Genomic DNA, 26897 nt, shown 5'->3' with positions numbered 1-26897 from the left:
TTGATTCTAAAAATGAAACAGTAATCCATGATGGTGGAGGAGCGGGACCGAATTGTAAAAGTTTGCTGAATCAATGTATATTAAAAAATTTAAAATCGTGTGGCTTGTTTGATCAATATTGCTATCGAGAGTGGTTATAAGGTATACGGATGAATTAATATAGTTTTATTGTAGTATATATAGTACCCTTAAAAGGTAAAATATCATAGTAGATTCTTAAAAACTTAATTTTCATCTATATATATATAATGATTTGATTTATCTATAAACATTTTTGTAACCGATTTCAAAATTCTATTCAAAGAAGAAGGATTTTGAAATCGGCTTTCATAAAATATGAAAATAGCAAATTATTAAAATATAACATTACATAAAGGTGATAGTGAAATGAAATACGTACATACAAAACAACAAGAAGAATATGATTGTGGAATTGCTTGTGTAGCATCTATTTTTAAATATTATCATTTGCATCATGGTATTAATTATCTTAGGGATCAAGTTACTTATAAAAATGGATATGATTTAAAAGATTTGTTATCGTTATTCAGTCAAGTTAATCATTTTTCTTGTAAAGCTGTTGAGATAAATAAAGAAGATATTGGAGAGGCACTAAAGCATATTGAAGGACCTTGTATAGCTTTAATAAATAAACAGGTCAACGAATCTTATGAAGGTCACTATATAATTATTTATAAACGGAAGAAAAATAAATTGGTAATAAGTGACCCGGGTAACGATAAAATATCTACAATTACTATTGATGAATTTAAAAAACATACTACAGGCATATTTCTTCTAATTGAATCTAAAAATAGTAATTCTGATAAAAAAACAAGTTATCATCAGAAATTTTTCAGGGAATTGATTAAAAATAATAAATTAAGTATCTCATTTGTCTTATGTTTATCTATCTTGTTTGTTTTATTTTCAATTAGTAACTCATTCTTCTTTAAACTCGTAATAGATGAGATTATTCCTCACAATTATGATTACCTATTGTTAGAATTTACTTTGATTTTTTTAGGAATCAATTTTTTAAGTAATGCATTTGATTATTTAAGAACTTACATAATTAATAAGGCTGCAATAAAATTAGACCAATCTATATCAAAAGAATTTTTCAGGAAAATATTAAAATTACCTATTAATTTTTTTGAAAATAGGGATGATGGTGACATTATATCAAGATTTAATGATATTTATTATATTAGAAATTTAGTAAATGTAGCTTTTGTTTCAGTAATATTAAATACTGTAATTTTTTTAGGAATAGGATTCGTCCTTTATAACATTAATGTTTTACTTTTTTTCACTGTTCTTATTTTGACGTTGATTTTGATAGCAATTACTTTTATGTATTATGATATTATCCAAAAAAGAAATAAAGATTCTATGAGTAAAAATGCTGATACACAATCTTTTTTAATACAATTTATAAAAAATATGACTAATATTTATTCTTTAAACAAGAAAGAATATTTTTCCTCTGCATTTAACAAAATATTCAATAGGGAACTTAATGCGGCGTTAAAAGAAGCAGTTACAATAACAAATAATAATGGACTAAAAAAACTTGTTCAGACTTCATTTTCTATCATATTATTATATGTTGGTGCTAAACAGATTATGGCGGATACTATATCATTAGGGGATTTACTTTTTATAAACTCTTTAACTATGTTTATGCTAAGCTCTCTAACAGGATTAATTGAATTGCAAGGAGAAATCCAAAAATCGCTTGTCGCTAAGGATAGATTGACTGATTTAATGAATTATCCAGTAGTTCAAAATAAGCCTCAGACAGATATTACAAGGATTAAAGACATATCTATAGACAATTTAAACTTTAATATTAATGATCACTGTATTATTAAAAATGTTAATATGAATATTTCTAATAACGAAAAAGTTATTTTAATTGGTGAAAGTGGTTCAGGAAAAACTACGTTTTCTAAATTATTAAACAAACTCTATCAAACTAACGCATCACAAATATATATTAATGGTGTTGATATTAATGAAATTAATGATAATAGTTTAAGAAAGGAACTTATTTATTTAAATGAAAATCCATTTCTCTTCAAAAATACAATTAAAGAAAATATATGTATGGGAGAATATTTTACTGAAGATGAAATTATAAAGGCTTGTCAAATTGCACATATTTATGATGTAATCACTTCACTTCCTAAAGGTTTTAATTTCGTAATAAATGATAGTAATTCCAATTTATCTACGGGACAAAAACAGCGATTATGCCTTGCTAGAGCAATTCTTCACAAACCAAGTGTTTTAATTTTAGATGAATCGCTTAGTAATGTAGATCCTGATAATTTTATGAAAATTTATGATGCTTTATTAGGTTTAAATTCGATAATAATTTTTATTACACATAATCCTGAGTATATAACAAAATATGATAAGAAATTTATTTTTAGAGAAAAATCCATCTTCGAAATGCAAAGAGAATTTGAGAAACAATTAAATTAGAGGTGAATAATATGTCAAAAAAAATCCTGTTTTCCAGTTTAGTTATTCTAATAAGTATAGGTTCTCTCTTTTTTATCTTCACTTCAAAAGACTTAGATAAACCTAACTATACTAATATCGATATGAAGGAATATAAAGGTAAACTAAACTCGAAAGATAATTTTTATATTTACGTTTACAAAACTAGCTGTACAGCATGCCAAACTACTAAACCATCCTTAAATGAAGTGATTAAAGAAGATAAGAAAAAGGTATTTGCTATAAATATGGAGTCAGATGAAAATATGGATATTGAATTTTTGAAAAAAAATAACATTCAAAAAACACCAACTCTACTAAAGTATAAAAATGGGGAAGAAATGAACCGGGTAGAAGGGGTCCAATCTAAATCTGAATTAAAGTCATTTTTGGCAGAATAAATTTAATTTGATTTTTTAAAGGAGTAAATATATGATATATTTTTCTTTTTTTGTTTCATTAGTAGCTACGATAGGGAGTTTATATTTCAGTGAAGTAAAGGGTTATGTTCCCTGTAGTTTATGTTGGTATCAAAGAATTTTTATGTACCCAATTCCTTTGTTAATTTTTATTTCAATACTAATTAATGATAAAAATATAAAATATTATCTTCGTTTTTTTTCATTAATAGGTATAATTATTTCTTCTTACCATAATTTCATTCAATTTACTCAACAGAAAAGTAGCTTTTGTGGTGTTACAAGTAGCTGTTTAACAATCTATGATAAATGGGGAGGTTTTATAACAATTCCGTTTATGTCTTTAACAGCATTCATAATAATATTTGTTTTATCATTTTTTATAAACGATAAGGTTCTGTTACAAAGTTTGAAAAAATCATAAACAGATTGGTAAATGAGTAACAATGTTGGTTCTGGTGCAAAAATAGAATAAAAGATAATAAAATGCATAGATTCCTAACGGAATTGTATCTTATGCTGCTAGTCCAAACAATTGATGGATGAATTCCTTCTGATTTTGGACAGACTGGTCCCGTAAATCAGCCTGTTCTTTTTTTATCATATGTATGGCTTCTACTCCAGAAAGAATGGATTTAGCTGTGTACAAACATTTGAAACCTAGCATAGAACGAATTTGCTTCTTTATAAAGCGATAATCTTGTTCTACTATGTTATTCAAATACTTTTGTTGTCTAAGTCGCATACCAACAGGTATGATTTTTTTCTCAACTGTTCCATTGCTATAGGATAAGCTGTTTTTTTTGACTGTTATAACACGCGGTTTTGAAACATGAAAAGACTGCAAGGCTTTTTTGAAAAAGTGCTTTGCAGCCTTCTCTTGTTTTGCTTAGGTGAAAATCAATTGTATTTCCTTTCCAATGTATTACGTAAAATATACAAGTTTGATAAATAAATGGACGAGTTGATACTATTCAAATTGTCTTCTTTCCAAGCGATCAACAGCCTCACGTTTCTTCTCATTATTAATATTTGTATAGATACTAGTAACTTCCACAGAAGTATGGCCAAGTTGATCCCGAAGTAATACTAGGTCTTTGTTTTCCTTATAATGATTTGTAGCATATGTGTGTCGTAGTTTATGAGGGCTACGCTTCTCATCAAATGCACTTGAATATTTATCACATAACTTCTGTATAGCTCTAACAGTTAACTGTGTATATTTCCCCTTATAATTTGTTACAAAAAGTAAGTCTTCATCTTGAGGGCAGTTATATTTACTAGGACGGACCTTTATATATTCTTTAACATCGTCTAAGCAAGAGCGAGTGGCTAATATAGAAGATCTTTTATTGCCTTTACGTGTCACTTTTACTTTCCCCTGACGGAAGTTTATACTAGAGATAGTAAGCTAGCTACCTCAGAAACTCGAAGCCCAGTGCCTAAAATGAGGCTTATAATAGCTATGTCTCTTTCTTTATCACGCTGGAAAAAACTATATTTTTTTGGTGATATATCTTTCAACATTTCTCCGTAATCATTCGCTAGAAAGTGAAGAAAAGCTACATCATCTTTTTCATTAAATATCATATTTGCAACGTCATCTGCTCTTGCTGCTGCATCTACTTTCTCCTTATGCAGTTCAATTTTCTCCATTACATTACGTGAGATGTAATTTTCCCCATGTTCATTCTCTGTATTTTGAGCTAAGTACTTGAATAGGGATTTTAAAGCAGAGAAAGTTCTGTTAATAGCTCTTGTCTCAATACCTTCTCCCTGGAGATATCTTTGAAAAGTTCTAGCTTCATTTAATGGTAGATTTTCTAGTGTTGTAATTGGTACATCACATATATTAGTGACCACCTTACCGTTTTCAACGGCTAATCGATTACTTATAAGCCATTTTAGAAACTTTTCAAATTCAGTAATGTAAGCATACAATGTAGCGGGGGAGAGGGCTGTTTTCATTTCTGCATACTCTATGATATACCAGGGCATTTTACTTTTATGTTTATCTATTAGTATTTTAAACTTTTCTTTTTCTTGGTTACTCATGTTGTACACCTCAAATCAAATAATGTAAAATAATTTTTAAACCAATACTTAAACCGATATTTAAACTAACTATTCAAATTTTTGAGCTAGAATACTATTTTAATAAATAGCTTGATTACATATATGGATACCATACTAGTTTTGAAAAAGAAGAGAGGTATCAATATATGATTGATACCTCTACTATACTCAATTCTATGAAATCCATCCAAGTGTAAGTTAAATAAACTTTTAACGAACACTTGGATGGTGAAAGCCTATATCTACTATAGTGTCAGCTTATTGAAGTTTTAGGTTTATAATTAATAGCCAGTTTAGTTCGAGGATATTTTTAATTGAGTAAATTTAAAAGCCCTGTTTTTAAAGACAGGGCTTTTAAAAAGGGATGACAGTTAACAACTGAAGATACCTTTACATTACCATTATTGGGATTGTTATTCCATATTTTTGTGTTGAGAAATAAATAATATATGATGTAAAAGGTGAGATGAGTAGAGGGTCCTTATAGGTTTAGCAATATGAGAAAGAAAATATCTCGATTAAAGTTATCTTGAAACGAGGAGTGGAAGTATTATTTTTTCTTAGAAAGCATCATTCAAAATCATGTATAGATTATAATATGAATAAATATAGTTTGGTCAAAAAATTATAAGACACCAATTCATTGGAACAGTAAAAACTGTTTTCGGAATAGGTGTCTTTTTTGTATTGAGGAAGAATATATTTTCTCAACAGGACAAATTGTAATTATCTATAAGTATTACTTATAAGGATAATAGGAAAATAGAAATTAATAATAAAGGAGAATGTGAAATGTTAACAGTAATATCTAATAATGATCTAGCTAAAATTCGCGAAGAAGATGTAGATGTAATAAGGGTAATGGCACATCCGGTTCGATTAAAAATCATAAGTGAATTAATGAATCATAAAATGTGCAATGTAACACAGTTAACAGAAGTATTAAAACTTCCACAATCCACCGTTTCACAACATTTAGGAAAGTTAAGAGGAATCGTACTCCGTGCAGAAAGAAAGGGGTTAGAGATGCATTATTATATTGATAATACTAAAGCTCGTCAGATTGTAGAAATTTTAGGGCTGTAGGTTAGTAATACGTAAAAGTTTCCTAAAATACCAACCGACCAAAAGAGCGTCAAAGCGTTGTACATTTAGGAGTGGAACAATCAGCATTAACACTCAGGGAGACGAAAGGTTACTTTCGTCGTGGAACTGAGAAGCTCTGACATCAATCTTTGCTATGTGGGCAGTCGTTCACATGGAGTAAACTTAGTAGTTAAATTTAAATATGGTTTAGAACCTTATAATTCAATTATAAGGTTCTATTTTTAATATAAAACATTGATTGTGATTCTTAAAAAATATTTAGTCTATGTTCTTTGCTAAAGCATTGTGTATAGTATCTAATAATCGCATTTATTCTTTTCTAAAGGATGGTACGCTAATATGAAGAGATGTTCCAGCTGTTTCAACTTTTAAAATGGTTTGTTTCAAGTATCTACTAGTAGAAGAATTAATGTATCACTAAAGTTATTTCTCAAAAATCCTAATCTAAATAAGATATTGAGTATTAACTAAATTGTATAAGGAAGTGAATAAGTAATTATGAAGAGAAGGATATCAGTTGTTGGTGCGGTGATTTTTAATGAAAACAATGAAGTCTTATGTGCATTACGTTCTCCTACAATGACCTTACCGAATTACTGGGAATTTCCAGGTGGTAAGATAAAGAACGGAGAAGAGCCGCAAGTAGCACTGGTTCGTGAGATTAAAGAGGAGCTGGGATGTAGTATTACTGTAGATGAGAAAGTAGAGGAAATTGAATACGAGTATGAAACTATCATTGTTCATCTTACTACATATAAAGCGCAAATCCTTGAAGGTATACCTAAAGCTCTTGAGCATACAGAGTTAAAATGGGTTCGTGTTAAAGATTTAAATAATTTATATTGGGCGCCAGCTGATATTCCTACAGTAGAATCGCTATAGGAATTAATACAATACGCTTGAAAATGATAATATTAAGCAATATAGTATAGAAGTATTTATTGAACTACTCACCAACTAATATCCTTACGGATTGTTTGAATTGGGAAATTCCTAAGTACAAAAACCTAACGTTTTCTAATTAAGCAAGTGATCCCCGTAGTTTCTAAGCTAAAAAGACGAATCGCTTCATTTGTAAGATTGAGCGCTACGTTTTGATCTCTATCGTGATGTGTGCTACAAGAAGGACAATTCCACTCTCGAATGGTTAGATTTTTAACATTTTTGTTTTTTTAGTCACAATTGGAACATAATTGACTAGAAGTAAATGTTTTAGCTACCACAACCACTTGTTTGCTATACCACTTAGCTTTATATTCCAACATTTTTTGAAATTGTGACTAAGACATGTCACTAATCGCTTTTGCAAGCTTTTTATTACCGAAATTTATCCCCCACATACCCTTGGGCTAGCGCCCTTCACACACTTGAGGAAGTAGTATTCTGTCAGAAAATGATAAAATCGTTTTTAGTTAGGATACTAGGGCCGTATTTTTAAAATTAGTTCTTAAAAAATTGTTATATATGTAGGGGGAAATAGAACAAGCCAACATATAAAACTTTTATAATCGTTTATATTTAATATTAGGAAATTATGTTTAAATGGATGAGGGATTATCTGAATTTAAAGGAGGAATTAGGATGCTTACGAAAATAATACTATGCGTGTTTGTTTATGTAGCTTTCGTAGTAAGAAAAAGTAGAAAGAAAATGCTAGAAGAAGCAAAAAAATTAGAGGAAAGTAAGAGACCAATTGAGAGACCTGTATATTGGTGTCCAAGACTCAATAAACCAATTGGTAGAGAGCAGGAGTATCAAGAAATTACAAGTGAATCAAAGGCAAAAAATGTAGAATATATCCATGGGAATATACCTGTCTCGCTAGATGTAGATATGCCATATTTTAATGAAAGTATGATAAGTAAAACAACATAGTACAAGAAATTTAAATCAACTTTTAGCCCCACCTTTCAATTATAGAAAGGTGGGGCTTTCTTATGAGAATTAAGTTTAAATTATAAATCTGTGTAATATAAGCGCATTAATTGTTCTTTTGTAGCTTGAAATAAGAGCTGCATTGGTTTACAAAAGATTTTTTCTGAAGGAGGTTCATATACTTGGAATTGAAAAGAACGTGCCATATTTCTTAATTCTACATTATTTGAAAGTACAAGAATATCTTTCTGCCTATCGTGGTAACTAAGGGTAGATAAAATTAATTCCCCTGTAATTTGTTTTTTTGTATCTTTTCCGAATTCGTTATTTATGTTTGCAGATTCTAGAGAAAATGGAAACGTAATAATTTCTTTTTCAACACAATATTTTAAAGTCATATAAATTGGATCTTTTTGTAATGAATGATATGTAGACTCATCTATTAACAAATTTGAAATGTCTGGAATTAACTTAAGTATAATTGGAAACCTCTTGTATATAGTTTCATCTATAAAAAAATACCCACCCTTTTCATGATGTTCTTGTATGGCTTGAATAAAGGTATGTTTAAAAGTCATTATTGTAGGTATAAAGGATAACCCTCCTTGTTTATGTAAAAACTTTTTTGCTCTTTCTAACCAGCCAATTCCCTTTAAAAAACTATGATCATATTTATATTCTGTTTTAAATGGCAGCTTAGGGGTATAGATAGTATTAAAAGCAGTATCATATGAATGTTGTTCGTTTTCTCCATAGTTTTTTATAAATTGATAGCCAAATGTTTCAGCATTTTTTTTTCTTTCTATATGAAATGGTGAGAGAGTGGAATTCAAAAGATCTAAAGGATTTAGTTTACCATTTTCATCTGTGAATCTACGGTATTCTCTATGATATAAATAAAAATTTTTAAATTGTTGATAGTAGTAAGGATTGTTTTCAATAGAAGAATAATTTCCTCCCAATTTATCTTGCTCAAAAAATTCAAGAAAATGTTCGTATTCAATAAGTACTAATCCTTCCTCATCACAAGGTATAATAAGATCCTCTGAGAGTTCAAAGTTATCTAAATTTACACTTCGTGAAAGTATACGAGCTCCACGATCATTTGATAAAAATAAAACTTTTTTATCATTTTGATTTTTTTCTTTTATATAGCTCGCAATAATTAGGTCGTCAGGTGATTCAGGTTGAAGATTTAATGATTCAGTAAAGGTTTTATCTGTTTTTAGAAAAGAAATAGGTCCGTTTGAAATTTGATATTCTTCTAATTTCTGTAGTGCGTAACGAGCTTGTTTACCTGCTTTATTGCTAGATTTTTTCAAACCATCTAACTCATCATATACTTTGCGGCTAATTAATAACTTATCTTTTGATCTTATTAAATCTAAAATAACGGGGAAATCCATAATTAAATTTGTATCTATACCAATGTAAAATCCACAATCACAGTAGAACTTTAATCTTGCTTTAAATAGATCTACAAACTCTAAGTATTCACGGATCTCAAAATTATTCCAGTAATCTTTGTATTCGTATAAATTGTATGTAGTTTCAGTCATATTAAACTCCTATATATTTAATGAAATTATGTCATGGTAAAATGAGAATCTATTTGAATGTAGATTGGCTAGATGAATATAAATATAATTTTATATATAACGATTAAATGAATCAAGCTGTATTAATAGAAAAACTTTTTTACATAATATAGATTATCGATTTGAGGTGAAAGGAATTGCCCAAGATATGCATAGCGATACGTAAGATAGTAGTATTACGTAGAAATAGGTTGTAATGAACAGAAAAAGAACCCTATCGGGTTCTTTTTCCTGGCATATTAACAGTAAGGAGAATCATGAAATGCTACTTTCAAATCTTTATTAGGGGAAAGATTTAGAAAAAGCTTAACATAAATCTATTTTTACATAAATGTAAGATATAGTAAATTGATAATATTTATACTTACTATTACTAATATTCAATTAACAACTTTAACACTATGTATATAGTGTTAAAGTTTGTTTAGAGCAATATTTATTTAGTTACCCAATAATAATTCCAAGTTGGTTAGATAAGACTAAGTTGGAGTTTGTTATATTACAACAAATAAAAAAATCCATTGGAAATACAATAGACATTTAAATAATTTAAAATGAAAGCGGATATGATTAGTTGTTATAAGCAAAATATAAATAAATTGCATAAACAAAGGCCCTGTAAAAATACAGGACCGGATACAGGGTTAAGGGAACGCATAGCTTCTTAAAATCATAATAGCATGTATTTTTGGTATAGTTATATGAGGATTTTGACAAAATTAAGAACAAGACAGAAAATCTGTAGGAAAGCAAATATAGTGCTGGAAATGTGATTTTAAATTAAACTATAGGTATATTGAAATGGATGAAAACTCTTGAGTACCATGATTAAATTGCCTTTAATTATGAGGTTTAGGTTAGAGGGATAATTGGATCTTACTGAAAAGAAAAAATGTTTTTTTGATTAAAAGAAGAAAAGACACCTTTTGGGTGTCTTTTCTTTAGGTAAACAGTTCACATATTGCTGAATTAGATACGAAACCATAATACGACTACGAAGTAAATCCTAACATAATCTGAACAGAAAAAATATGTAATATTACATTTTTAGTTTTTAATTATTTTATTCAATATAGAGAAGCAAAGTAAATAAAAGGGCATGCAGTCGTATCTGCAGCCCTTTTTAGGAGGAATTCAAGACACCATTAGGACACGTATTGGTAAACAGGTTCAAAAATAGTATGTGTGAAAAGAAAAAGTCCTATACCAAAAGTAGACAGGACCTTATCTTTTTTACATTTTAAAAAATAAAATTTTGTCCTTTTAAAATCAGTACAGCACACACTTGGTTTGAAATGAAAATAGAAAAAGTATACATGAAAATGGCAGACAACTATTTTGTTGCCTGCCAGTGCCAGTGGGTTGAATGAGTTAGTCAATTCAATAAATTGTGCTATCCCATTACCAGAAGAGTGAAGCCGCTAGTTCAAACGGCTTAGACATAGTTTGTCTAATAAAGAAAAAATTATGAGTAGAAAATTTGTTTGCTCTATATGAAAAGATAAATAGATATTCATCAGACAAGGATAATTTAGCATATCTTGAATAGGGTGTAGGAACGAATTAAAGAAAGGGATATTTGTTTAGGAAGGGACTGACTCAGGAGTGGGACTTTCGGACAGGGTTTGGGGAGCGGTGATTGCCTTTGGCATTGCGACTAATATCGTTGCTTGTATAATGGCAGTATACATTCAAAAATATGAGCTAATGATAAATCATCTTACAAATATTTTATTTTTAATAATTATCTCTTTAACGTTTATAAAGATGAAAATTAACAGATGGGTGGCTTTAGGATTTACATTAGTTGTAATAGAGAAAGGTATTAAAGCAGGATATGACTTCTACACACATAATTATTATAGTGTCAGTTGGAGTTTAGCTATCATTGTCTATTGCATATACGAGATGGAAAAGTATCATATTGAAATAAACGAATAGGCGCAACAAAAAGGTGTTAGTAGGTGGAATTCTTTTTAAAATACTATAAAAAAGACACTACAAGAGTGTCTTTTTTTTGAAAATACTCTATAATTAACTTTGGGGAAGGTAATGTTAGAGTATTCGTTTAGCATTATCTTTATATTTGATAAACCATGAAATCGAAAGATTTTGTGGTTTATTTTATGAACAATAGATATTACAGTATTGGCGGTGAGCTATTGATCATTTTAAGCATTAGGAAAGAATGGATTAAAAGTCTAACATCGAATAACGGTTCCGGAATATAGTGTTGCGAAATGATCGCCCATATCCCAAACGGTACTTGCCTGTATATAGCCCTTAAAGCCATCTGAAGAATAATAAATCTCTTTTGGTATACTTTCTTTAGTTTGGAAATGTGCTTTAGAGTACTTTACATAATGGTTTTTAACAACTTTTGCTTCTGGAACAATAGTGTTTTTTTGTTCCAATGTTGGCCTAGCACTAGAAGGTGGTATGAATTTTACAGAATCTTGGTAATTAGGATCTAAGGTATCAGCTTGTACACTGTGTGACGAAACAAAGGTGCTTAAACTACTTCCCACGATTAAAGTTGCAAATACTAACTTTGAGAATTTTGTTAATCTACTCATTCTATAATCTCCTTTTTATTATTTTGTAAGGTATCTCCTTACACCTCACAGTCTATATCCACTACAAAAGGGTGTACATACATATTGATAGACAAAATTCTACAAAATACCTCATGTTTTTGGGGGTGTGTATAATAATCCAATGTTTAATAATTTATCAGAAGTAAAAAAGTAGGTGTTATATAAAAGAAAATGAATAATTTATGCAGGGAATGTATATAAAATTATTGTTTAAATATTCTAAAATGAGTTGATAAAGATGTGGAATTGTTTTTTAGAAAATAAATGATTCAAAAGGTTAAATTTGGAGTTTCAATTCCCTTTTTAAGTTTATTTTTATAATATTATTCCCATGTGTGGATAATTAAGATTTAAATATAAAATGTCTAAATATTTTTTGAACCAGCAAACATTTAAAATATAAAAAAGTGAGAAAAATGATAAACATTCTTCTCACTTTCATCAATTAGGGTGGCATATACATAAATATGCGTCTGGGTAGATTTTCGGATGAAAAATCCACATGCATAGTATAACAAAAAAATTAAGGCTTTTCGCATGTAATATTGCATATGAAAAATAGTAAAGTTTTAAATTTTAATATTAAAAACTTATATATACATGTTACAATGTAATTCTCTAATTTATTTTATTCTCCTATTTAGAATTTATGGTTTAGTGATTCAATAATACAAAACTGGTTGTAATAAATAGATAAATCAATGAAGTAATACAGTTAGAATGGTTAAAAGGCCGTTAAATATAAGTATTAAAAGAAAAGATTTAATTAGTTATGTTTAGTGAATTTATTATGGGAAGGATTTCATCTGATTGGAATAGCGCTAAACTAAATTTTTATCCAAACGAATCCAATAATTATTTTCAAAATGAAGTATATGTTTCATCCAGTTTATATGGAATAATTCGTAGTCTAATAATTGCTAAATCTAGAAAAATAACATATTCAAAAGGAGGATAGATAAAACTCTACCTGTGAAATTTAAATCTCTAAATTATAAAGTTCCAATAATAGGATGTAATTATAGTTCCGTTTCGAATGGTACCATAAATGAATGTGGAAAAAATAAAGGAGAAAAATTCAAATAAACTATATCAGTAGTAAAAGTGAAAAGGAGAAGTATCTAGTGTTAAATATAAAAGAAAGATTGGGACAAATAAAGCTTAAAACAAAGTTGTCTATGGCATTTATAGCAATATTAATTATACCAAGTCTTATCGTAGGAGTATCATCTTACAATAAAGCAAAAACAGATCTTAATGAAACAATTCTTCAATCAGCAAAAGATAATATAAGTATATTAGATAAGATTGTTGATGATGAATTAGAAAATAAGCATATAGATGTCACTCATTTTGCAAAAGTACTTACACAAGGTGATTATAATCCTGAACAATCGCAAAATGTACAGAGTAAATTTGATCAATATATACAGTTACATCCAGAGGTAGAAACGATTTATACGGCATCTAGTAACAATCAATTTATTCATGCACCTGTTGGCAAGATACCAGAAGGGTTTAATCCATTAGAAAGTAGTTGGTATAAGGATGCAGTAAAAGCAAATGGAGAGATTATTGTTTCATCTCCATATAAATCAAAGGCTACAGGAAATATGGTAATTGCAATTGCAAAGCAAAATGCAGATAAAAGTGGTGTCATTGGCTTAGATTTGAATATTACAGATATCGTAAAAACATCCAAAATGATAAAAATTGGAAAGCAAGGATTTGTATCTATAGTTAGTCAAGATAAAACTATAGTTGTTCATCCATCACTAAAGCCTGGAGAGAAATTAGAGAAAACTTTAGCGGATGAATTGTACAAGACAGAAGATGGAGTAATTACTTATAGCCTCAATGGCGAAGATCGAAACATAAGCTTTAAGACAAACAAAAAAACAGGTTGGAAAATAGCAGGCGTAATGCCTATGAAAGAAATTGAAGAAGCTACCAATCCTATTTTTTATAAAACGCTCACTATAATAGGGGCTTCATTATTGTTAGGTGGAATTGTAATTTTATTCATACTTAGATCTATTATTAATCCACTAAGACAATTAGTTATTTCGGCCCAAAGAATTAGTCAGGGAGATTTAACCGAGAAAATAGATATTCGTTCAAAGGATGAACTTGGTCAATTAGGCGGTAGTTTCAATACAATGGCAGAGTCGTTACGTAATATTATTTCTCAAATTAACACATCTGCTGGACATGTAGCTGCGTCTTCTGAGGAACTAACTGCTAGTGTAGAGCAAGCAAGTGTTGCGACAGAACAAATTACAAAAGAGATGGAAGAAATCTCGAACAGTGCAGAGGTTCAAAATAATGAAGTTGAGTCTGGAGCTGAATTAATTGGTGAGGTAACACGAAATATTCAATACGTAGCTGAGAATGCTTCTGAAGTATCGACTTCCTCCATATACACTAAACAAAAAGCCAATGAAGGTGAAAAATTAGTAGAACAAACTGTAACACAAATGCAGTCTATCCATCACTCTGTTTCTCAATCAGATAATGTCATAAAATTATTAGATAAGAAATCACAGCAAATTGGCAGTATATTAGAAGCGATTCAAAATATTGCGGAACAAACAAATTTATTAGCATTAAATGCAGCGATTGAAGCAGCTAGAGCAGGAGAACAGGGGCGAGGGTTTGCAATTGTTGCCGATGAAGTTAGGAAGCTAGCAGAGCAATCATCCGAATCTTCAATGGAAATTGGAAGTTTAATTAAGGAAATACAAGCAGACGTACACGAGACTGTAAAAGCTATGAATGAAGTGGGAGTAGAAGTACAATCGGGAATTAAAGTTGCGAACGATACAAAACAAAGTTTTTATGAGATTTCAAAATCTGCAAATGATATTGTGGCAAAAGTGCATGGTATGGTGGAACTATCTAATAAAATGACTACTGATGCAATGAAAGTCGATACATCGATTGATCAAATAGCTATGGCTGTAAAAGAGAATTCTTCAAGTATGCAAACGATAGCTGGTTCATCTGAGGAACAACATGCTTCTATGGAAGAGATAAATTCTTCAGCAATACAATTAGCACAGATGGCGGAAGAACTTCAAGAGTTAATTGGTGGATTTAAGATTTAAGTTGAGATTCTAGGAGAGAATGCTAGAATCTTGTTACAGAGTGGAAATGAAAAATCTTATAACATAGTAAATAAGTATAATATGTACTCTCTATGCGTATTGAACAGGCAGATAAGCCATTTAAAAACCCTCCATTTGGAGGGTTTTTAAATACATTTACATTAAATTTGTGGTGGTGCACCACCATAATCGCCAACACTATATGAAGGAGTAGGATAATGCCCATGAGTAGCAAGCTGATCTGTTTTAGAAAACTGAGAAATTCCCACCGTTAACACCCCAATGAAAGCAATGCCCGATAATAATAAACTGATTTTTTTCATTATTTTAAGACTCCTTTTTCAATTAATTTTCGTCTTGCTTGATAACAAATATGGAAATAGTCACTTACCTTTTTGTGGTTCTCTAATTGTCTACATTTTGTGGCAAATAATTCAGCGTATTCGACAACATATTCCCATAACTCTTCTTTCTCAAAGTATAAGATTCCTTCTTGAATGATTTTTTCTAATTCTTCCAATGGAATGTTTTCGTTTAATCTTTTTAAAATAAAGAAGTGATGCATATATTCTTCGTTATGGATTTCTCTGCAAATTTTTAATCCCTTAAGAATGAGTTTGCTAGCCGTTGATTGTTCTCCTAATTTATAATGTTCCTTAGCTTGTAGGAAGATAGCCTTGAAGTGTGTAGGGATTTTCTCTGTTACTTCTGAAAGGTGACGAATAGCTAAAGTAGACATACTTTGATCAGAGTACAGCCACCCCATAGTACTTTTTACGTATAACAAAGAATCTTCTTCCTTATTCTTTTGTAGTAAATCAATTGCACTTTGTAAATATTCTTCAGCTTGTTCGTACTGTTTTAAATAGATGCAGCAACCACCTAACAAACTATTACAAAAGGCTGTTTTTACTTCATAGCCTTCATACTTTGAAAAGATTGCTCTCGATTTATTTGCGTATTCGATAGAAGCGAGCATGTTATAGGTATGATGATAAAAAGTAGCAATTCTATAGTAGAATTCAGCTTGTTCAAGTTCATCTGGTATGTCTACTAATATCTTTTCTGCCAGTTTATAATGTTCCTCTGCCTCAGTATAATTTGATATAAAAGTGGAATGAATGGATTTAAAAAAGTGATAATAGAAGCGTAGAAAATGGTCTGCAGGCATATCATAGTCGCTAATAGCATCAAAGCTATTTTGTTGAATACCTAGGCTATCTGTTAAGACATTGTAACGGAATTCAAGTAGTGAGTAATATAGTAACAAATTTTGATCTTGATGTTCTTGATTTGGCTCAGTGCTTAATTTACTGATTTTTTCATCAATTTTCTTTTTTAGATTAGTAGCTTTTATAACTTGTTGAGATAGCATAGATCGATACCAGTCGTTCAATAGAGCGGTTAACTGTTCATTTTCTTTTACTGAGACACTCATAATATACGCCCCCATCCTATAGAAATATCCTAATCCTATTTAATTGTAACTATCATAGCAAAATAGAAGGAAAAATGGAGTGATTTTACAATATTTTTCAAGAAAATTCATAAAAAATAATCAATTTATGTCGAATGTGCTTAGAATATAAGTAATCTCTATAAAAAAGCAAAAAGAACTTGTAGGCATCACTACAAGTTCTTTTTTAGATAATGTAAAAAGATGAAACAAACTATCTCATTACTCGTAACAGGGAAACGATCTTACTTAAGGTTTGGCCTCATTATATAACTATTATTAACATGTTGAGTTTTAATGTATGAAAATTATGTTAATTCGCAAACGAAATTTTATCTTTACTCCTAAAAAATGCAACTTATTCATTTTTTACCCCCCTTTTAAATCAACGTCGAAAAAATTAACAATATTTGCTAAAAAGAGAAAGAGATATTATTATAATGTAATATAAAGCTATTAATGTAATAAAAAGATGAAAAATTTTACATATTAATAATTAAAAGCTTAGCCGAAGATTACTGGAGTAAGTTAAATAACGAAGTGGCTTATGCAAAGTTATATGAGAATGTATATGTGAAGGGAAAGGATAACGTTTATAGGAGGATGCATGAGGGTTCAATTCAATATATGTAACGGAGGAATAATATCATGAAATTTAATACGAAATTATTAAAGAAATTACTTTTATTAAGCGCAACGTCTTTATCAATTTTCAGTGCCTGCTCTGCAAAGGAAGATGGGGATTACAAGCCATATAAGAAACAAGACTCTATAGAAGTTGCAAAGGGAGAAGAGGAGAAGTCCAATCCGCCTAAGATCGAAGAGGGTACGGAAGAACATAAGAAGAAAAAAAAGGTACAACAAGTGGAGGAATCTAAGAATAAAGATGAGGAAATTAATGACAAATATCCGCATTATAAAGATGTACATGAGGACGCATCAACAGTATCACTAGAACAGTATAATCAAATCAAGGTTGGAATGTCTGCGGACAAAGTCATAGAGATAGCAGGAAAGCCTGGATCCAGCGAAACAACTAAATTGTTCTCTATCTACATATATTTAGGTCACGGTGGTCACGGTTCGATGACTATAAAGTTTGATTCTAATAGAAATGTAACGAACAAAGAGCAAGATGGTCTTAGCAATACTGCAGTTAAAGATGAGAAGGCTAGCAAAGAACATGAAGACCCTAATCCTGAATCTGTTAAGAAATCTAGTGCTATAATTCCAAACGATTTTTGCGGACATGGACATGACGAAACGAAGGAGCTAGCGCACGACTGTGAAAAAATTACTGATAAAAAGGCATATAGAAGATATCAACTACAACAAAAGAGAGAAGAGCGAAAAAGACAAATTAGGGGCGAAGAACAGGAATTAATTGATTACGATCAGGGGGATGCAGCTTACAAGGAGCAGCAGCGTATGTACGAAGAAATACAACGTAGAACAGAAGAAAGGGAATCGATTGACTACGATTACGATCAAGTTAGAGCTGTTAACAAAGAAAGGCAGCGAATGTATGAAGAAATACAAGAGTGAGATGAAGAAAAAGAGTTTAATAAAGACATAGGGTGTTTTTAAAGATGAGAAAAGTGTTGGAGAACGCTGATTAATTACGATTTGTTAGTTCAGGAAATATGGCAAGGCTGTGAACGTTTTTTTGGCCAGTAGTATGCCGTTTGTTTTGGAGTTATTGTGATGTATTTGTATTGTGAGTAGCGGTGGAAAACATAACTGATAAGGATTTCTTTCTTTTTTATCTAAACGTTTCTTAATGAGGGCAATTGAACTACCCCCACTTTCACTTCGTTTAGAAGTGAAAGTGGGGGTAGTTCAATTATAAAATTCCTGTCATTCTTCTCTGTATTTTTCAGCTAAGCGAGAGGGATATGATGTGATAGGAGGACCGATTTTAAAGTGGGATAAATTGCTCTTTGAAATTGGTATACAGTTCTTTAATAAGTAAAGTTTTTGTAAAATGTCTTTATCTATTGGATGAAGCATGTGATTTGTCATAATAAAATAATTGTGATGATAAATAAATACTTTTCCTTCAGGGAGGATTGTTTGATTGGATAGATTCGGATGAATAGGTGGTCCATCCGAAAAATGATCTAAACTATTTTGTGAAACATTAATGATTTCTTGAACTGTAAATTTAAACTTGCGAAATGCTATCGTGTTAATGAAAGGACGTTTTTGATTATTTTCTATATAAAATAACTCTTTTTTTTCGTTTTGTACAACCCGTAGATTTGGAATTGAATCTGTAAGGGTTATGGGAGGACCATCTGTATATTTGTAGATAAATGGATCAGGAATTAAGACAATTTCATTTTGATTATATTTGAAGTAAGAAAGCATGTCTTTCGAAATAAGTCTGCGTTTAAAGTTATCAATTAAAAATACTTCACCGTGTGAATTACTAAACAAAATACCATTTAAATCTTTAGAAGGGAGGTTAGCATATAGATTTTGGAAAGAGAATGGTGTTTTAAAAGTAATATCAAGCACTTTGTTAATGGGATAAAAAGGTTGGAATGTATTTAGGCGTTTCCAAAACATTGCATCTCCAACAAACCAATATAAAGGATTTGTATCCCAATATCCACGGTACTTTTCATAGACTTTTACTAATATTCTTTTAGTATGCATAACTGAACAGTGATCTACAACGTTAGCAGCTGTATATAAAATTTTCGAAGCTTCTCTCACAAATTCATTTGTAGGTTGTAAGTTATAATCAACATGTTTTACGTATTGTGAAGAGTACACTACATCAATTTCAGGATGTTTTTCTAAGAAAGATAACATTTCAGCTAATCTGTTTGGAAGGTATATAGTATCATCCGTTAGGTAGCAAATATAATCCCCACATGTTAATGGAAGTGCCTCATTGATAAGTGTTGCATATCTTGTAGTTTTATATCGTTCACCATCTTGTATAAAACTATTCTTATAAGTAATTCGAGGGTCCTCTAGATAATTTTTTATGACATTTATAGTTTCTGGACAGGAATTATCATCCATAATAAAAAGTTCCCATTCTTTATAAGTTTGCTTTAGAACACTTTCAATAACTTGATTAATTAATGACGGCTTATTATAGCTAGTAAGGATAATTGATATTTTGGGTTGCAAAGTCTTCACCTCTATTAAGAATATTGAATGTGTTTTTTCAAGTGAAATATAATAATTAAAGCCTTATCAACACTTTCTTTTTTATTTTAAGTAGTTTATTACTTTTTCATAGATATGGTATGGACTATAGTGGAGAAAAAAGGATATAGGTGAATATAAATACCGCTATTAATTTTTTACAGATAAAGAAATCTTTTTTAAAATTATCGGAACGGTTTGTCCTTTCTATTTATATAATAACGTAACTGTTTTTGTATTTGTTGATAAGGAGGAGAGGGATATTTGCCTAAAATTTCAGTTATAATGACAAGTTACAATAAGCCTGCGTTTGTTGAAAAATCGATATTAAGTGTATTAAACCAAACTTTTCAAGATTTCGAGCTTTTTATAATGGATGATGATTCAGATGAAATAACCCAGAAGGTGATTCAACCATTTATAAATAAGGAAAATGTACATTTTTATAAAAGTAATGTAGCTCATATTTCTGAAAGGACAAAAAAAGTCAGATATGCGGCTTTAATTAATGAAGCACTTAAGCATGCTAAAGGGGAATATATAACTTATATTACAGATGATAATCAATATGAAGAAGAACGCCTGAAAAAGATGTCTAGTTATCTTGATGAGAATGAAGATGTTCAAATTATTTACTCTGCATCAAAAACGATTCATATAGATGAATCAGATATGCCTATTAAAACGGTTGAAAGACCTGCCAAAAAAATTACAAATAATGCTCCATGTACCATTGATCATTGTTCTATTATGCATAGAGCATCAGTTTTACCAATTCTTGAAAAAAGATGGAATTCTTACTGGGATGAAGATCCTCAGTTTTACCGGATAGGAGATGCACGCTTCTTTTGGAGATTAAATCATTATTGGGATTTTTATCCCTTAGATGAAATTTTAGATATCAATTATATTACTCCTCATTCAATACATGCACAGTTATTTGCAGAAGAAAAAAATGAATTTGTGCAATTATTACCACCACAAAGAACATGCAAAGAATTAAGAGAAGATCTAAGAAGAAAAAGAGGGTGAAAAATTGAGTGACATTTATTTAAAAAATTACTGGCTATTAAATTTAGATTATATAAATATTTTTTCAGAGTTAAAGCATCATAACATTCCTTTGCCATTACTGAGTAATTTTTATCAATATTTAGATGAAGATATAAAAAATAAAATGAAAGATGATAATTTTTACAAGCAATTGTCAATTGAACCAATAGCGGAAAAACAGTTACAGTTGGAGTTTAAAAAAATAATTTCTGCATTTCAATTAAAAATAAAAAGAAAAAATAAAGATGGAACAATCCTGCTAAATTCAGATTATCTCCGTTTTTCAGTAAGTAATTTTACCCACTTTCATCCAAATCAAACTAAGATATTAACAAGATCAAAAAAGCCAGAGCTGTATGGTCTTCCTACAGTTTGTACACCAGATTATATAAATAAATCCTCTAATAACGCGAATGTTTATATAGAAAAAGCTAAAGAAATCTTTTTAAGGTTTAATAAACACCCACTACTATCAAACACGTTTTTTCAAAAAAAATTACTCAGCGACCTTCCTATCATGATTGAGAAGCTTAACATGGCTCATTTTATTTTTAAAGAACAAGATATTTCTGGTGTGGTTGTTGGTACTACGGAAGACATAACAAGTAGAGCACTTACTTTTCTTTCTAGTAGTGAGGGTATACCAAGTTTATGTCTGCAACATGGTGCAATAATGGGAGAAGAAGCATACTTTCCGGTTTTCGCAACAAAACAGGTCGTATATGGGAAATATGAAGAAGCTTGGTACCTTCAAAAAGGGGTCAGTGAATCTCAAATTGAAATACTGGGGCACCCTAGATATGACGAAATCTTTGATAGAGTATATATGGATAAAAAGAATTTATTTAATAAATTAAAAATAGACCCCTCTACAAAAGTAGTTTTTATTGCAACCCAGCCATTTAAAACTTTATTTTATACTGAACTGACAGAAAAGTTAGTGAAAGACAAAAATATTACGGTTATTATAAAGCCTCATCCTTGGGAAAAAGGGCGTAACTTAGTGGGAGAATATATTAAGTTAAGTAACTTATATCCTAATGTTAAATATATAACAAATGAAGTGAACATGTATGATGTTATTTTACATGCAAATCTTGTGGTTATCTCAAATTCAACAGTAGGATTAGAGGCAATGTTATTAGACATACCTGTAGTTGTTTATAAATCTTTATTAGAGGAAAGGGATTATAAATATTACGATACGCTAGATTGGCTTGTAAACCATTCTATGGAGGATGTGACTAGTACGATTAAAAAGGTTCTACATGATCCTTTACAATCTAATTTAGCAAAAGAATTAAGAAAAAAATTTATTAATGAAAACTATCCGCAAGAAGCATGTACAAAAAGATTAATAAATTTAATTCAAGGTGAAAAAGATTAAACTCCTCACGATTTATAAATATTTGAAGTAAAAGATTATATCCTCAGTTTTCAATGATTAATATGTATCTTAAACTTGCAATGGAAACGTGTGTTTTAATATCCGATAAACCAGTTTATCTCTCAACAAATGGCTTGCTAATGGAACTACACACAAATTGAAGAGAGGTTTTTCTTGGCTAAAATTAATTTTTTAATATGAGGAGGTATATATTTTCATGTTTTTTAAAGATAAAAACGTTTTAATTATTGGTGGAACAGGAACAATTGGAAAAAGTATCCTTTCTAATGTTCTACAGGAAAAGCCAAAAGTGGTAAGGGTTTTTAGTAGAAGTGAATATAATCAATTTTTATTACAAGAAGAATTCAGGAATAAAAGTCAAAATATTCGTTATTTAATCGGGGATATACGCAATTATGATCGAGTATTTAGTGCGATGGAAAATATTGATTATGTATTTCATGTGGCCGCGATGAAGCATGTTTCTTTTTGTGAATATAATCCGTTTGAAGCAGTTTTGACCAATATTTTTGGAACACAAAATGTAATAAAAGCGGCAATTGCTCAGAAAGTAAAAAAGGTAGTTTTTACAAGCTCTGATAAAGCGATTTCACCAACAAATAATTACGGTGCAACAAAATTGACCGCTGAAAGATTGATTACATCAGCGGAATATTCAAAAGGTTCAAGTGAAACGATATTTGCAAGTGTTCGTTTCGGAAATGTGATGGGTTCAAGAGGCTCTGTCATTCCTTTATTTGAAAACCAAATTAAAGAAAACCAAAAAATAACTGTAACAGATCTTAGTATGAGTAGATTTATGATGACACTAAATCAAGCAACTATGTTAACAATTGAAGCAATGAAAATAGCAAAGGGTGGTGAAACTTTTATATTAAAAATGCCAGTTATTTCATTAAAAGATTTAAGTGAAGTGATGATAGAAGAAGTTACAAAGTTATACGGGTTGCCCAAGGAGAATATAAAAATTGAAGAAATTGGGTTAAAACCTGGTGAAAAAATGTATGAAGAACTTATGACGCATGATGAATCTTTACAGGCTTTTGAATTACCAGATATGTTTATCATTCCTAGCCCCTTAAAAAAGGGAACTCAATATGAAAATGCAAAAAGGGCGAAGGTTGGGTTTTACCGTTCTGATCATCAAAATGCGATTTCAAAAGAAGAGCTTAGAAATGTAATATTAAACCAGCAACTATTAACAGGAGGGGAGAAACTATGAAAATATTAGTAACTGGTGGTGCAGGTTTTATTGGTAGGTGGGTTGTAAAGAGATTATTGCAGGATAAGCATGAAGTATGGATATTAGACAACTTAGCAAATTCAACTACTGCAAATATCACCGAGTTTGCACACGATCTAAATTTAAAGCAATGCATTCAAGGAGATATTAAAGATAAAAAATTAGTTGCTGAATTATTTAAAAATAATTCATTTGAACTTTGTTATCATTTAGCAGCGAGTATCAATGTTCAAGATAGTATAGATGATGCTAGATCAACTTTTGAAAATGATACAATAGGTACTTTTAATTTGTTAGAACAATGTCTTAAGTATGACGTCAAAATGGTCTTTATGAGTACTTGTATGGTATATGATAAAGCTACTAATATACAAGGAATATCAGAATTAGACCCGATTAAACCGGCTTCTCCATATGCTGGATCAAAAATTGCTGCTGAAAACATGGTTTTATCTTACTATTATGCTTATAAGCTACCTGTAGTGGTTATTCGCCCATTTAATACGTATGGTCCATTCCAGAAAACAGGTGGGGAAGGTGGGGTTGTTGCAATTTTTATAAATAATAAATTAGATAATGTACCATTGAATATATATGGGGATGGAAAACAAACGAGAGACCTTTTATACGTTGAAGATTGTGCAGATTTTGTTGTGGCAGCAGGATACTCTGCAAAAGCAAATGGTCATATTATCAACGCTGGAACAGGACAAGATATATCCATTAATAAATTAGCAGAATTGATTTCGGGAAATAAAGTAAGTATTCAACATGTAACTCATATCCATCCGCAAAGTGAAATCCAAAAATTATTATGTAACTATGAAAAAGCAAAAACAATATTAAACTGGGAACCGAAAGTTTCTTTAGAAGATGGAGTTATTAAAACAGAAGAGTGGATTAAATCTTTAAAAATTAACCCTAAGGAGAAAGAGTAATGGTAAGGGGGATTCTCGGTATTCATGGAGGAAAGCCTGTTAGAGAAACTTATTTACCGTATGGTCAGCAACAAATTGATGAATATGACATTCAGGCTGTTGTAGACGTATTAAAAGGGGATTTTTTAACAACAGGACCTATGGTTCAACAATTTGAGGAGGCTATAGCAAAATATGTGGGAGCAAAATACGCTGTTTCCTTTTCAAATGGTACAGCTGCATTGCATGCTGCCTGCTATGCAGCTGGCATAACTGAGGGAGATGAAGTAATTACAACTCCAATGACATTTGTAGCAAGTGCAAATTGTATCTTATACCAGGGTGCAAAGCCGGTATTCGCCGATATTGACAATGAAACATATAACATTAGTCCTAAATCTATAGAGGAAAAGATTACAAACAAAACAAAAGCCATTATTCCCGTACACTTTACTGGACAGCCTGTAGAGTTAGAAGCAATAAAAAAAATAGCAAAAAAAAATAATTTGATTATCATTGAAGATGCAGCCCACGCATTAGGAGCCACTTATAAAAATAAAAAGATTGGTTCAATTGGTGATATGACAATGTTTAGCTTTCATCCGGTGAAACATATTACTACCGGAGAGGGCGGAGTAATTACCACAAATAATCCTCTTTTTTATGAAAAACTTGTTCAATTCCGTACACATGGAATTGAAAGGAACTCCAAAAAACTTCTTGAAAATCATGGACCTTGGTATTATGAAATGCAATTCTTAGGTTACAACTATAGAATTACGGATATACAAGCTGCTCTTGGTTTATCACAGTTAAGTAAATTAGACTCTTTTATTAAGATTCGAAAGAAATATGTAGACATCTATAGTAAAGAATTTAGTTGTTTATCTGAAATCATCATACCAAAGCAATTGCCTCAAACCAGTTCGAGCTGGCACCTTTATATTATTCGTTTAAATACTAAGTTATTAAAATGTAATCGAAAAGAATTTTACGAAGCGTTACAAAGAGAAAATATCGGTGTGAATGTGCACTATATACCCGTACATTTACAACCGTTTTATCAAAAATTAGGTTATGAAAAAGGTATTTGTCCGCAAGCAGAAAACGTATATGAGGAAATTATTACGCTGCCTCTATTTCCTAAAATGACAGAAGCTGATGTGTGGGATGTAATACAAGCTGTGAGAAAAGTTCTTTTGTTTTATAGTGTTGCTAAAAATTAAATGAAAGGGGGGTTAATAAAATTGCAAAATCAGAAATTGTTAAGAGCAGTTACAAAAGTTGACATTAAAAAAGGAGAGATTATTACAGCTAATAAAGTAACAATGGAGTTAAATGTTGTAGAAAATGCGCTGAACAAGCTTGAAGCAGAGGAATTATTACCTCAGGTAGCTGTATATAATTTGTCTGCAGGTACCCCATTAACAAAAGAGGTTATTGAACCTCCTAAGGTAGTAATAATTGTACTTTGCCGCTTAAAATCTACTAGGTTACCTTTAAAAGCCATATTGCCAATACACGGAGTTTCTTCCATTCAACGATGTCTTATAAATACATTAGCTATTCCAGGAAAACATCAGGTCATACTTGCTACTTCAGATATTGCACAAGATGACCCTTTGGAAAAATTTAATTTAGATGGAAAGGTTAAGATTTTTAGAGGTGATCCAGAAAATACCGCTGATCGCATGTTCCAAGCTGCAAAACAAGAAAATGCAAACATTGTCATGCGGATTACAGGAGATTGCCCAGCTGTGTCACCGGAAATTAATACTTTTTTGCTAGATGAACATTTGAAAAGTGGTGCAGATTATACACAGGCAGAGTTAAGTACGTTACCTGTCGGAACAGCAGGCGATATTTTTACATTAGAGGCAATTGAACGACTACTACAAACCCCAAAACCTTTAACCTATGCAGAATACCTTCCATTTTATTTTATTAATAATCCACATTTATTTCGTATCAATATAGTGAAACTTCCTCCACCATTTTGTTACCCTACTTGGAGGTTAACATTAGATGAACAACCGGATTTAGATATGTTCAATGAACTTTATAAAGGTCTGAATGTCAAATCTAAACCTTTATTTTTTCATCAAATAAAAGATTACATCCTTCGAAATCCTGAACTTATTGAAATGAATAATCATGTGAAATTGAAATGGGCAAATCAACAATCATTAGTAGATGAGCTAAATAGAGAAACGAAATTATAAGTTAATAAGTTATAGTGCTTTTAGTGAGGAGGGAGTATCTTGCTTGAGAAAAAAATTGCCTTTCGCGCCGACGCATCTATTGAAATAGGTACCGGTCATATTATGCGTTGTTTAACACTGGCCCAAGAATTGCGAAATAAAGG

Annotated in this window: 20 protein-coding genes and 3 pseudogenes; 15 read left to right on the top strand and 8 right to left on the bottom strand. The window is 30.5% G+C overall.

All coding sequences use genetic code 11. The annotated features are described in order from the left end of the window. The first annotated feature begins 387 nt into the window (after positions 1-387). The 3 genes from MR170_RS22160 to MR170_RS22150 are packed head-to-tail and all read left to right on the top strand — an operon-like array spanning position 388 to position 3354. The gene (locus tag MR170_RS22160) at positions 388-2493 is read left to right on the top strand and encodes a peptidase domain-containing ABC transporter (RefSeq protein ID WP_087952095.1); all 2106 of its coding nucleotides are present in this window, start codon (positions 388-390) and stop codon (positions 2491-2493) included. A gap of 11 nt (positions 2494-2504) precedes the next feature. Further along, positions 2505-2912 (top strand): thioredoxin family protein, encoded by a 408-nt coding sequence (locus tag MR170_RS22155; RefSeq protein WP_087952096.1) that lies wholly within the window; start codon positions 2505-2507, stop codon positions 2910-2912. Between the two features lie 31 nt (positions 2913-2943). Next, positions 2944-3354, top strand: coding sequence for a disulfide oxidoreductase (locus tag MR170_RS22150; protein ID WP_087952097.1), 411 nt, complete (start codon positions 2944-2946; stop codon positions 3352-3354). A gap of 90 nt (positions 3355-3444) precedes the next feature. Here the strand turns inward: MR170_RS22150 and MR170_RS22145 are convergent. Beyond that, positions 3445-3868 (bottom strand): annotated as a pseudogene (locus MR170_RS22145) (DDE-type integrase/transposase/recombinase); the annotation flags it as partial. A 32-nt stretch (positions 3869-3900) separates the two neighbouring features. Continuing rightward, positions 3901-4985 (bottom strand): annotated as a pseudogene (gene xerS, locus MR170_RS22140) (tyrosine recombinase XerS). Between the two features lie 813 nt (positions 4986-5798). Here xerS and MR170_RS22135 point away from each other — a divergent pair. Together MR170_RS22135 and MR170_RS22130 are read left to right on the top strand one after the other, a co-directional pair. Beyond that, a complete protein-coding gene (locus MR170_RS22135) occupies positions 5799-6092 on the top strand; it encodes an ArsR/SmtB family transcription factor (RefSeq protein WP_000958630.1) in 294 nt (97 codons plus the stop codon). Positions 6093-6611: 519 nt separating this feature from the next. Then, positions 6612-6995: a (deoxy)nucleoside triphosphate pyrophosphohydrolase gene (locus MR170_RS22130; protein WP_000829076.1), complete on the top strand. Its 384-nt coding sequence runs from the start codon at positions 6612-6614 to the stop codon at positions 6993-6995. A gap of 125 nt (positions 6996-7120) precedes the next feature. On the opposite strand, the pseudogene MR170_RS22125 reads toward MR170_RS22130, so the two are convergent. Next, positions 7121-7432: pseudogene (locus MR170_RS22125) on the bottom strand (zinc ribbon domain-containing protein); the annotation flags it as partial. Positions 7433-7694: 262 nt separating this feature from the next. On the opposite strand from MR170_RS22125, the gene MR170_RS22120 reads away from it, so the two are divergent. Beyond that, positions 7695-7988 carry a hypothetical protein gene (locus MR170_RS22120; RefSeq protein WP_242309310.1) on the top strand — a complete coding sequence of 98 codons (294 nt, stop codon included), beginning with the start codon at positions 7695-7697 and terminating at the stop codon, positions 7986-7988. Positions 7989-8068: 80 nt separating this feature from the next. Here MR170_RS22120 and MR170_RS22115 read toward each other — a convergent pair whose 3' ends face one another. Continuing rightward, a complete protein-coding gene (locus MR170_RS22115) occupies positions 8069-9547 on the bottom strand; it encodes a PIN domain-containing protein (protein ID WP_242309308.1) in 1479 nt (492 codons plus the stop codon). Positions 9548-11191: 1644 nt separating this feature from the next. Between MR170_RS22115 and MR170_RS22110 the strand changes: the two genes are divergently transcribed. Beyond that, complete coding sequence (locus MR170_RS22110) at positions 11192-11527, top strand: hypothetical protein (RefSeq protein ID WP_000524431.1); 336 nt, start codon at positions 11192-11194, stop codon at positions 11525-11527. Positions 11528-11787: 260 nt separating this feature from the next. Here the strand turns inward: MR170_RS22110 and MR170_RS22105 are convergent, their stop codons facing one another. After that, the gene (locus tag MR170_RS22105; RefSeq protein ID WP_000088968.1) at positions 11788-12162 is read right to left on the bottom strand and encodes a hypothetical protein; all 375 of its coding nucleotides are present in this window, start codon (positions 12160-12162) and stop codon (positions 11788-11790) included. 1145 nt (positions 12163-13307) lie between these two features. Between MR170_RS22105 and MR170_RS22100 the strand changes: the two genes are divergently transcribed. Next, complete coding sequence (locus MR170_RS22100) at positions 13308-15290, top strand: methyl-accepting chemotaxis protein (RefSeq protein WP_242309307.1); 1983 nt, start codon at positions 13308-13310, stop codon at positions 15288-15290. A 161-nt stretch (positions 15291-15451) separates the two neighbouring features. Here the strand turns inward: MR170_RS22100 and MR170_RS22095 are convergent, their stop codons facing one another. Beyond that, on the bottom strand, positions 15452-15613 hold the full coding sequence (locus tag MR170_RS22095) for a hypothetical protein (protein WP_242309305.1): 162 nt from the start codon (positions 15611-15613) through the stop codon (positions 15452-15454). Further along, on the bottom strand, positions 15613-16728 hold the full coding sequence (locus MR170_RS22090) for a response regulator aspartate phosphatase (protein WP_242309304.1): 1116 nt from the start codon (positions 16726-16728) through the stop codon (positions 15613-15615). The genes MR170_RS22095 and MR170_RS22090 overlap by 1 nt, the downstream gene beginning before the upstream one ends. 666 nt (positions 16729-17394) lie before the next feature. Between MR170_RS22090 and bamE the strand changes: the two genes are divergently transcribed. Beyond that, on the top strand, positions 17395-18291 hold the full coding sequence (gene bamE, locus MR170_RS22085) for an outer membrane protein assembly factor BamE domain-containing protein (protein WP_000671504.1): 897 nt from the start codon (positions 17395-17397) through the stop codon (positions 18289-18291). A gap of 312 nt (positions 18292-18603) precedes the next feature. On the opposite strand, the gene MR170_RS22080 is transcribed toward bamE, so the two are convergent. Then, complete coding sequence (locus tag MR170_RS22080; RefSeq protein ID WP_064532257.1) at positions 18604-19893, bottom strand: glycosyltransferase family 2 protein; 1290 nt, start codon at positions 19891-19893, stop codon at positions 18604-18606. A gap of 282 nt (positions 19894-20175) precedes the next feature. Between MR170_RS22080 and MR170_RS22075 the strand changes: the two genes are divergently transcribed. From MR170_RS22075 to MR170_RS22050, 6 genes are all read left to right on the top strand, one after another. Further along, positions 20176-20943 carry a glycosyltransferase family 2 protein gene (locus MR170_RS22075; protein ID WP_064532255.1) on the top strand — a complete coding sequence of 256 codons (768 nt, stop codon included), beginning with the start codon at positions 20176-20178 and terminating at the stop codon, positions 20941-20943. A gap of 4 nt (positions 20944-20947) precedes the next feature. Further along, on the top strand, positions 20948-22351 hold the full coding sequence (locus MR170_RS22070; RefSeq protein ID WP_242309302.1) for a CDP-glycerol glycerophosphotransferase family protein: 1404 nt from the start codon (positions 20948-20950) through the stop codon (positions 22349-22351). A 217-nt stretch (positions 22352-22568) separates the two neighbouring features. After that, the gene (locus MR170_RS22065) at positions 22569-23594 is read left to right on the top strand and encodes an SDR family NAD(P)-dependent oxidoreductase (protein WP_242309300.1); all 1026 of its coding nucleotides are present in this window, start codon (positions 22569-22571) and stop codon (positions 23592-23594) included. Beyond that, positions 23591-24553 (top strand): dTDP-glucose 4,6-dehydratase, encoded by a 963-nt coding sequence (locus tag MR170_RS22060; RefSeq protein ID WP_242309298.1) that lies wholly within the window; start codon positions 23591-23593, stop codon positions 24551-24553. Before MR170_RS22065 ends, MR170_RS22060 begins: the two co-directional genes overlap by 4 nt. Further along, positions 24553-25758, top strand: a complete 1206-nt coding sequence (gene pseC, locus MR170_RS22055; RefSeq protein ID WP_242309297.1) for a UDP-4-amino-4,6-dideoxy-N-acetyl-beta-L-altrosamine transaminase — start codon at positions 24553-24555, stop codon at positions 25756-25758. The genes MR170_RS22060 and pseC overlap by 1 nt, the downstream gene beginning before the upstream one ends. After that, entirely contained in the window at positions 25759-26754 is a 996-nt protein-coding gene (locus MR170_RS22050) for a cytidylyltransferase domain-containing protein (protein ID WP_242309296.1), read from the top strand. Positions 26755-26897 lie beyond the last annotated feature (143 nt).

The organism is Bacillus cereus group sp. BfR-BA-01524 (assembly GCF_022662595.1).
GTDB lineage: Bacteria > Bacillota > Bacilli > Bacillales > Bacillaceae_G > Bacillus_A > Bacillus_A thuringiensis_S.
Note: the sequence above shows the minus strand (reverse complement) of the source record. Positions and strands in the feature narration are given on the sequence as shown.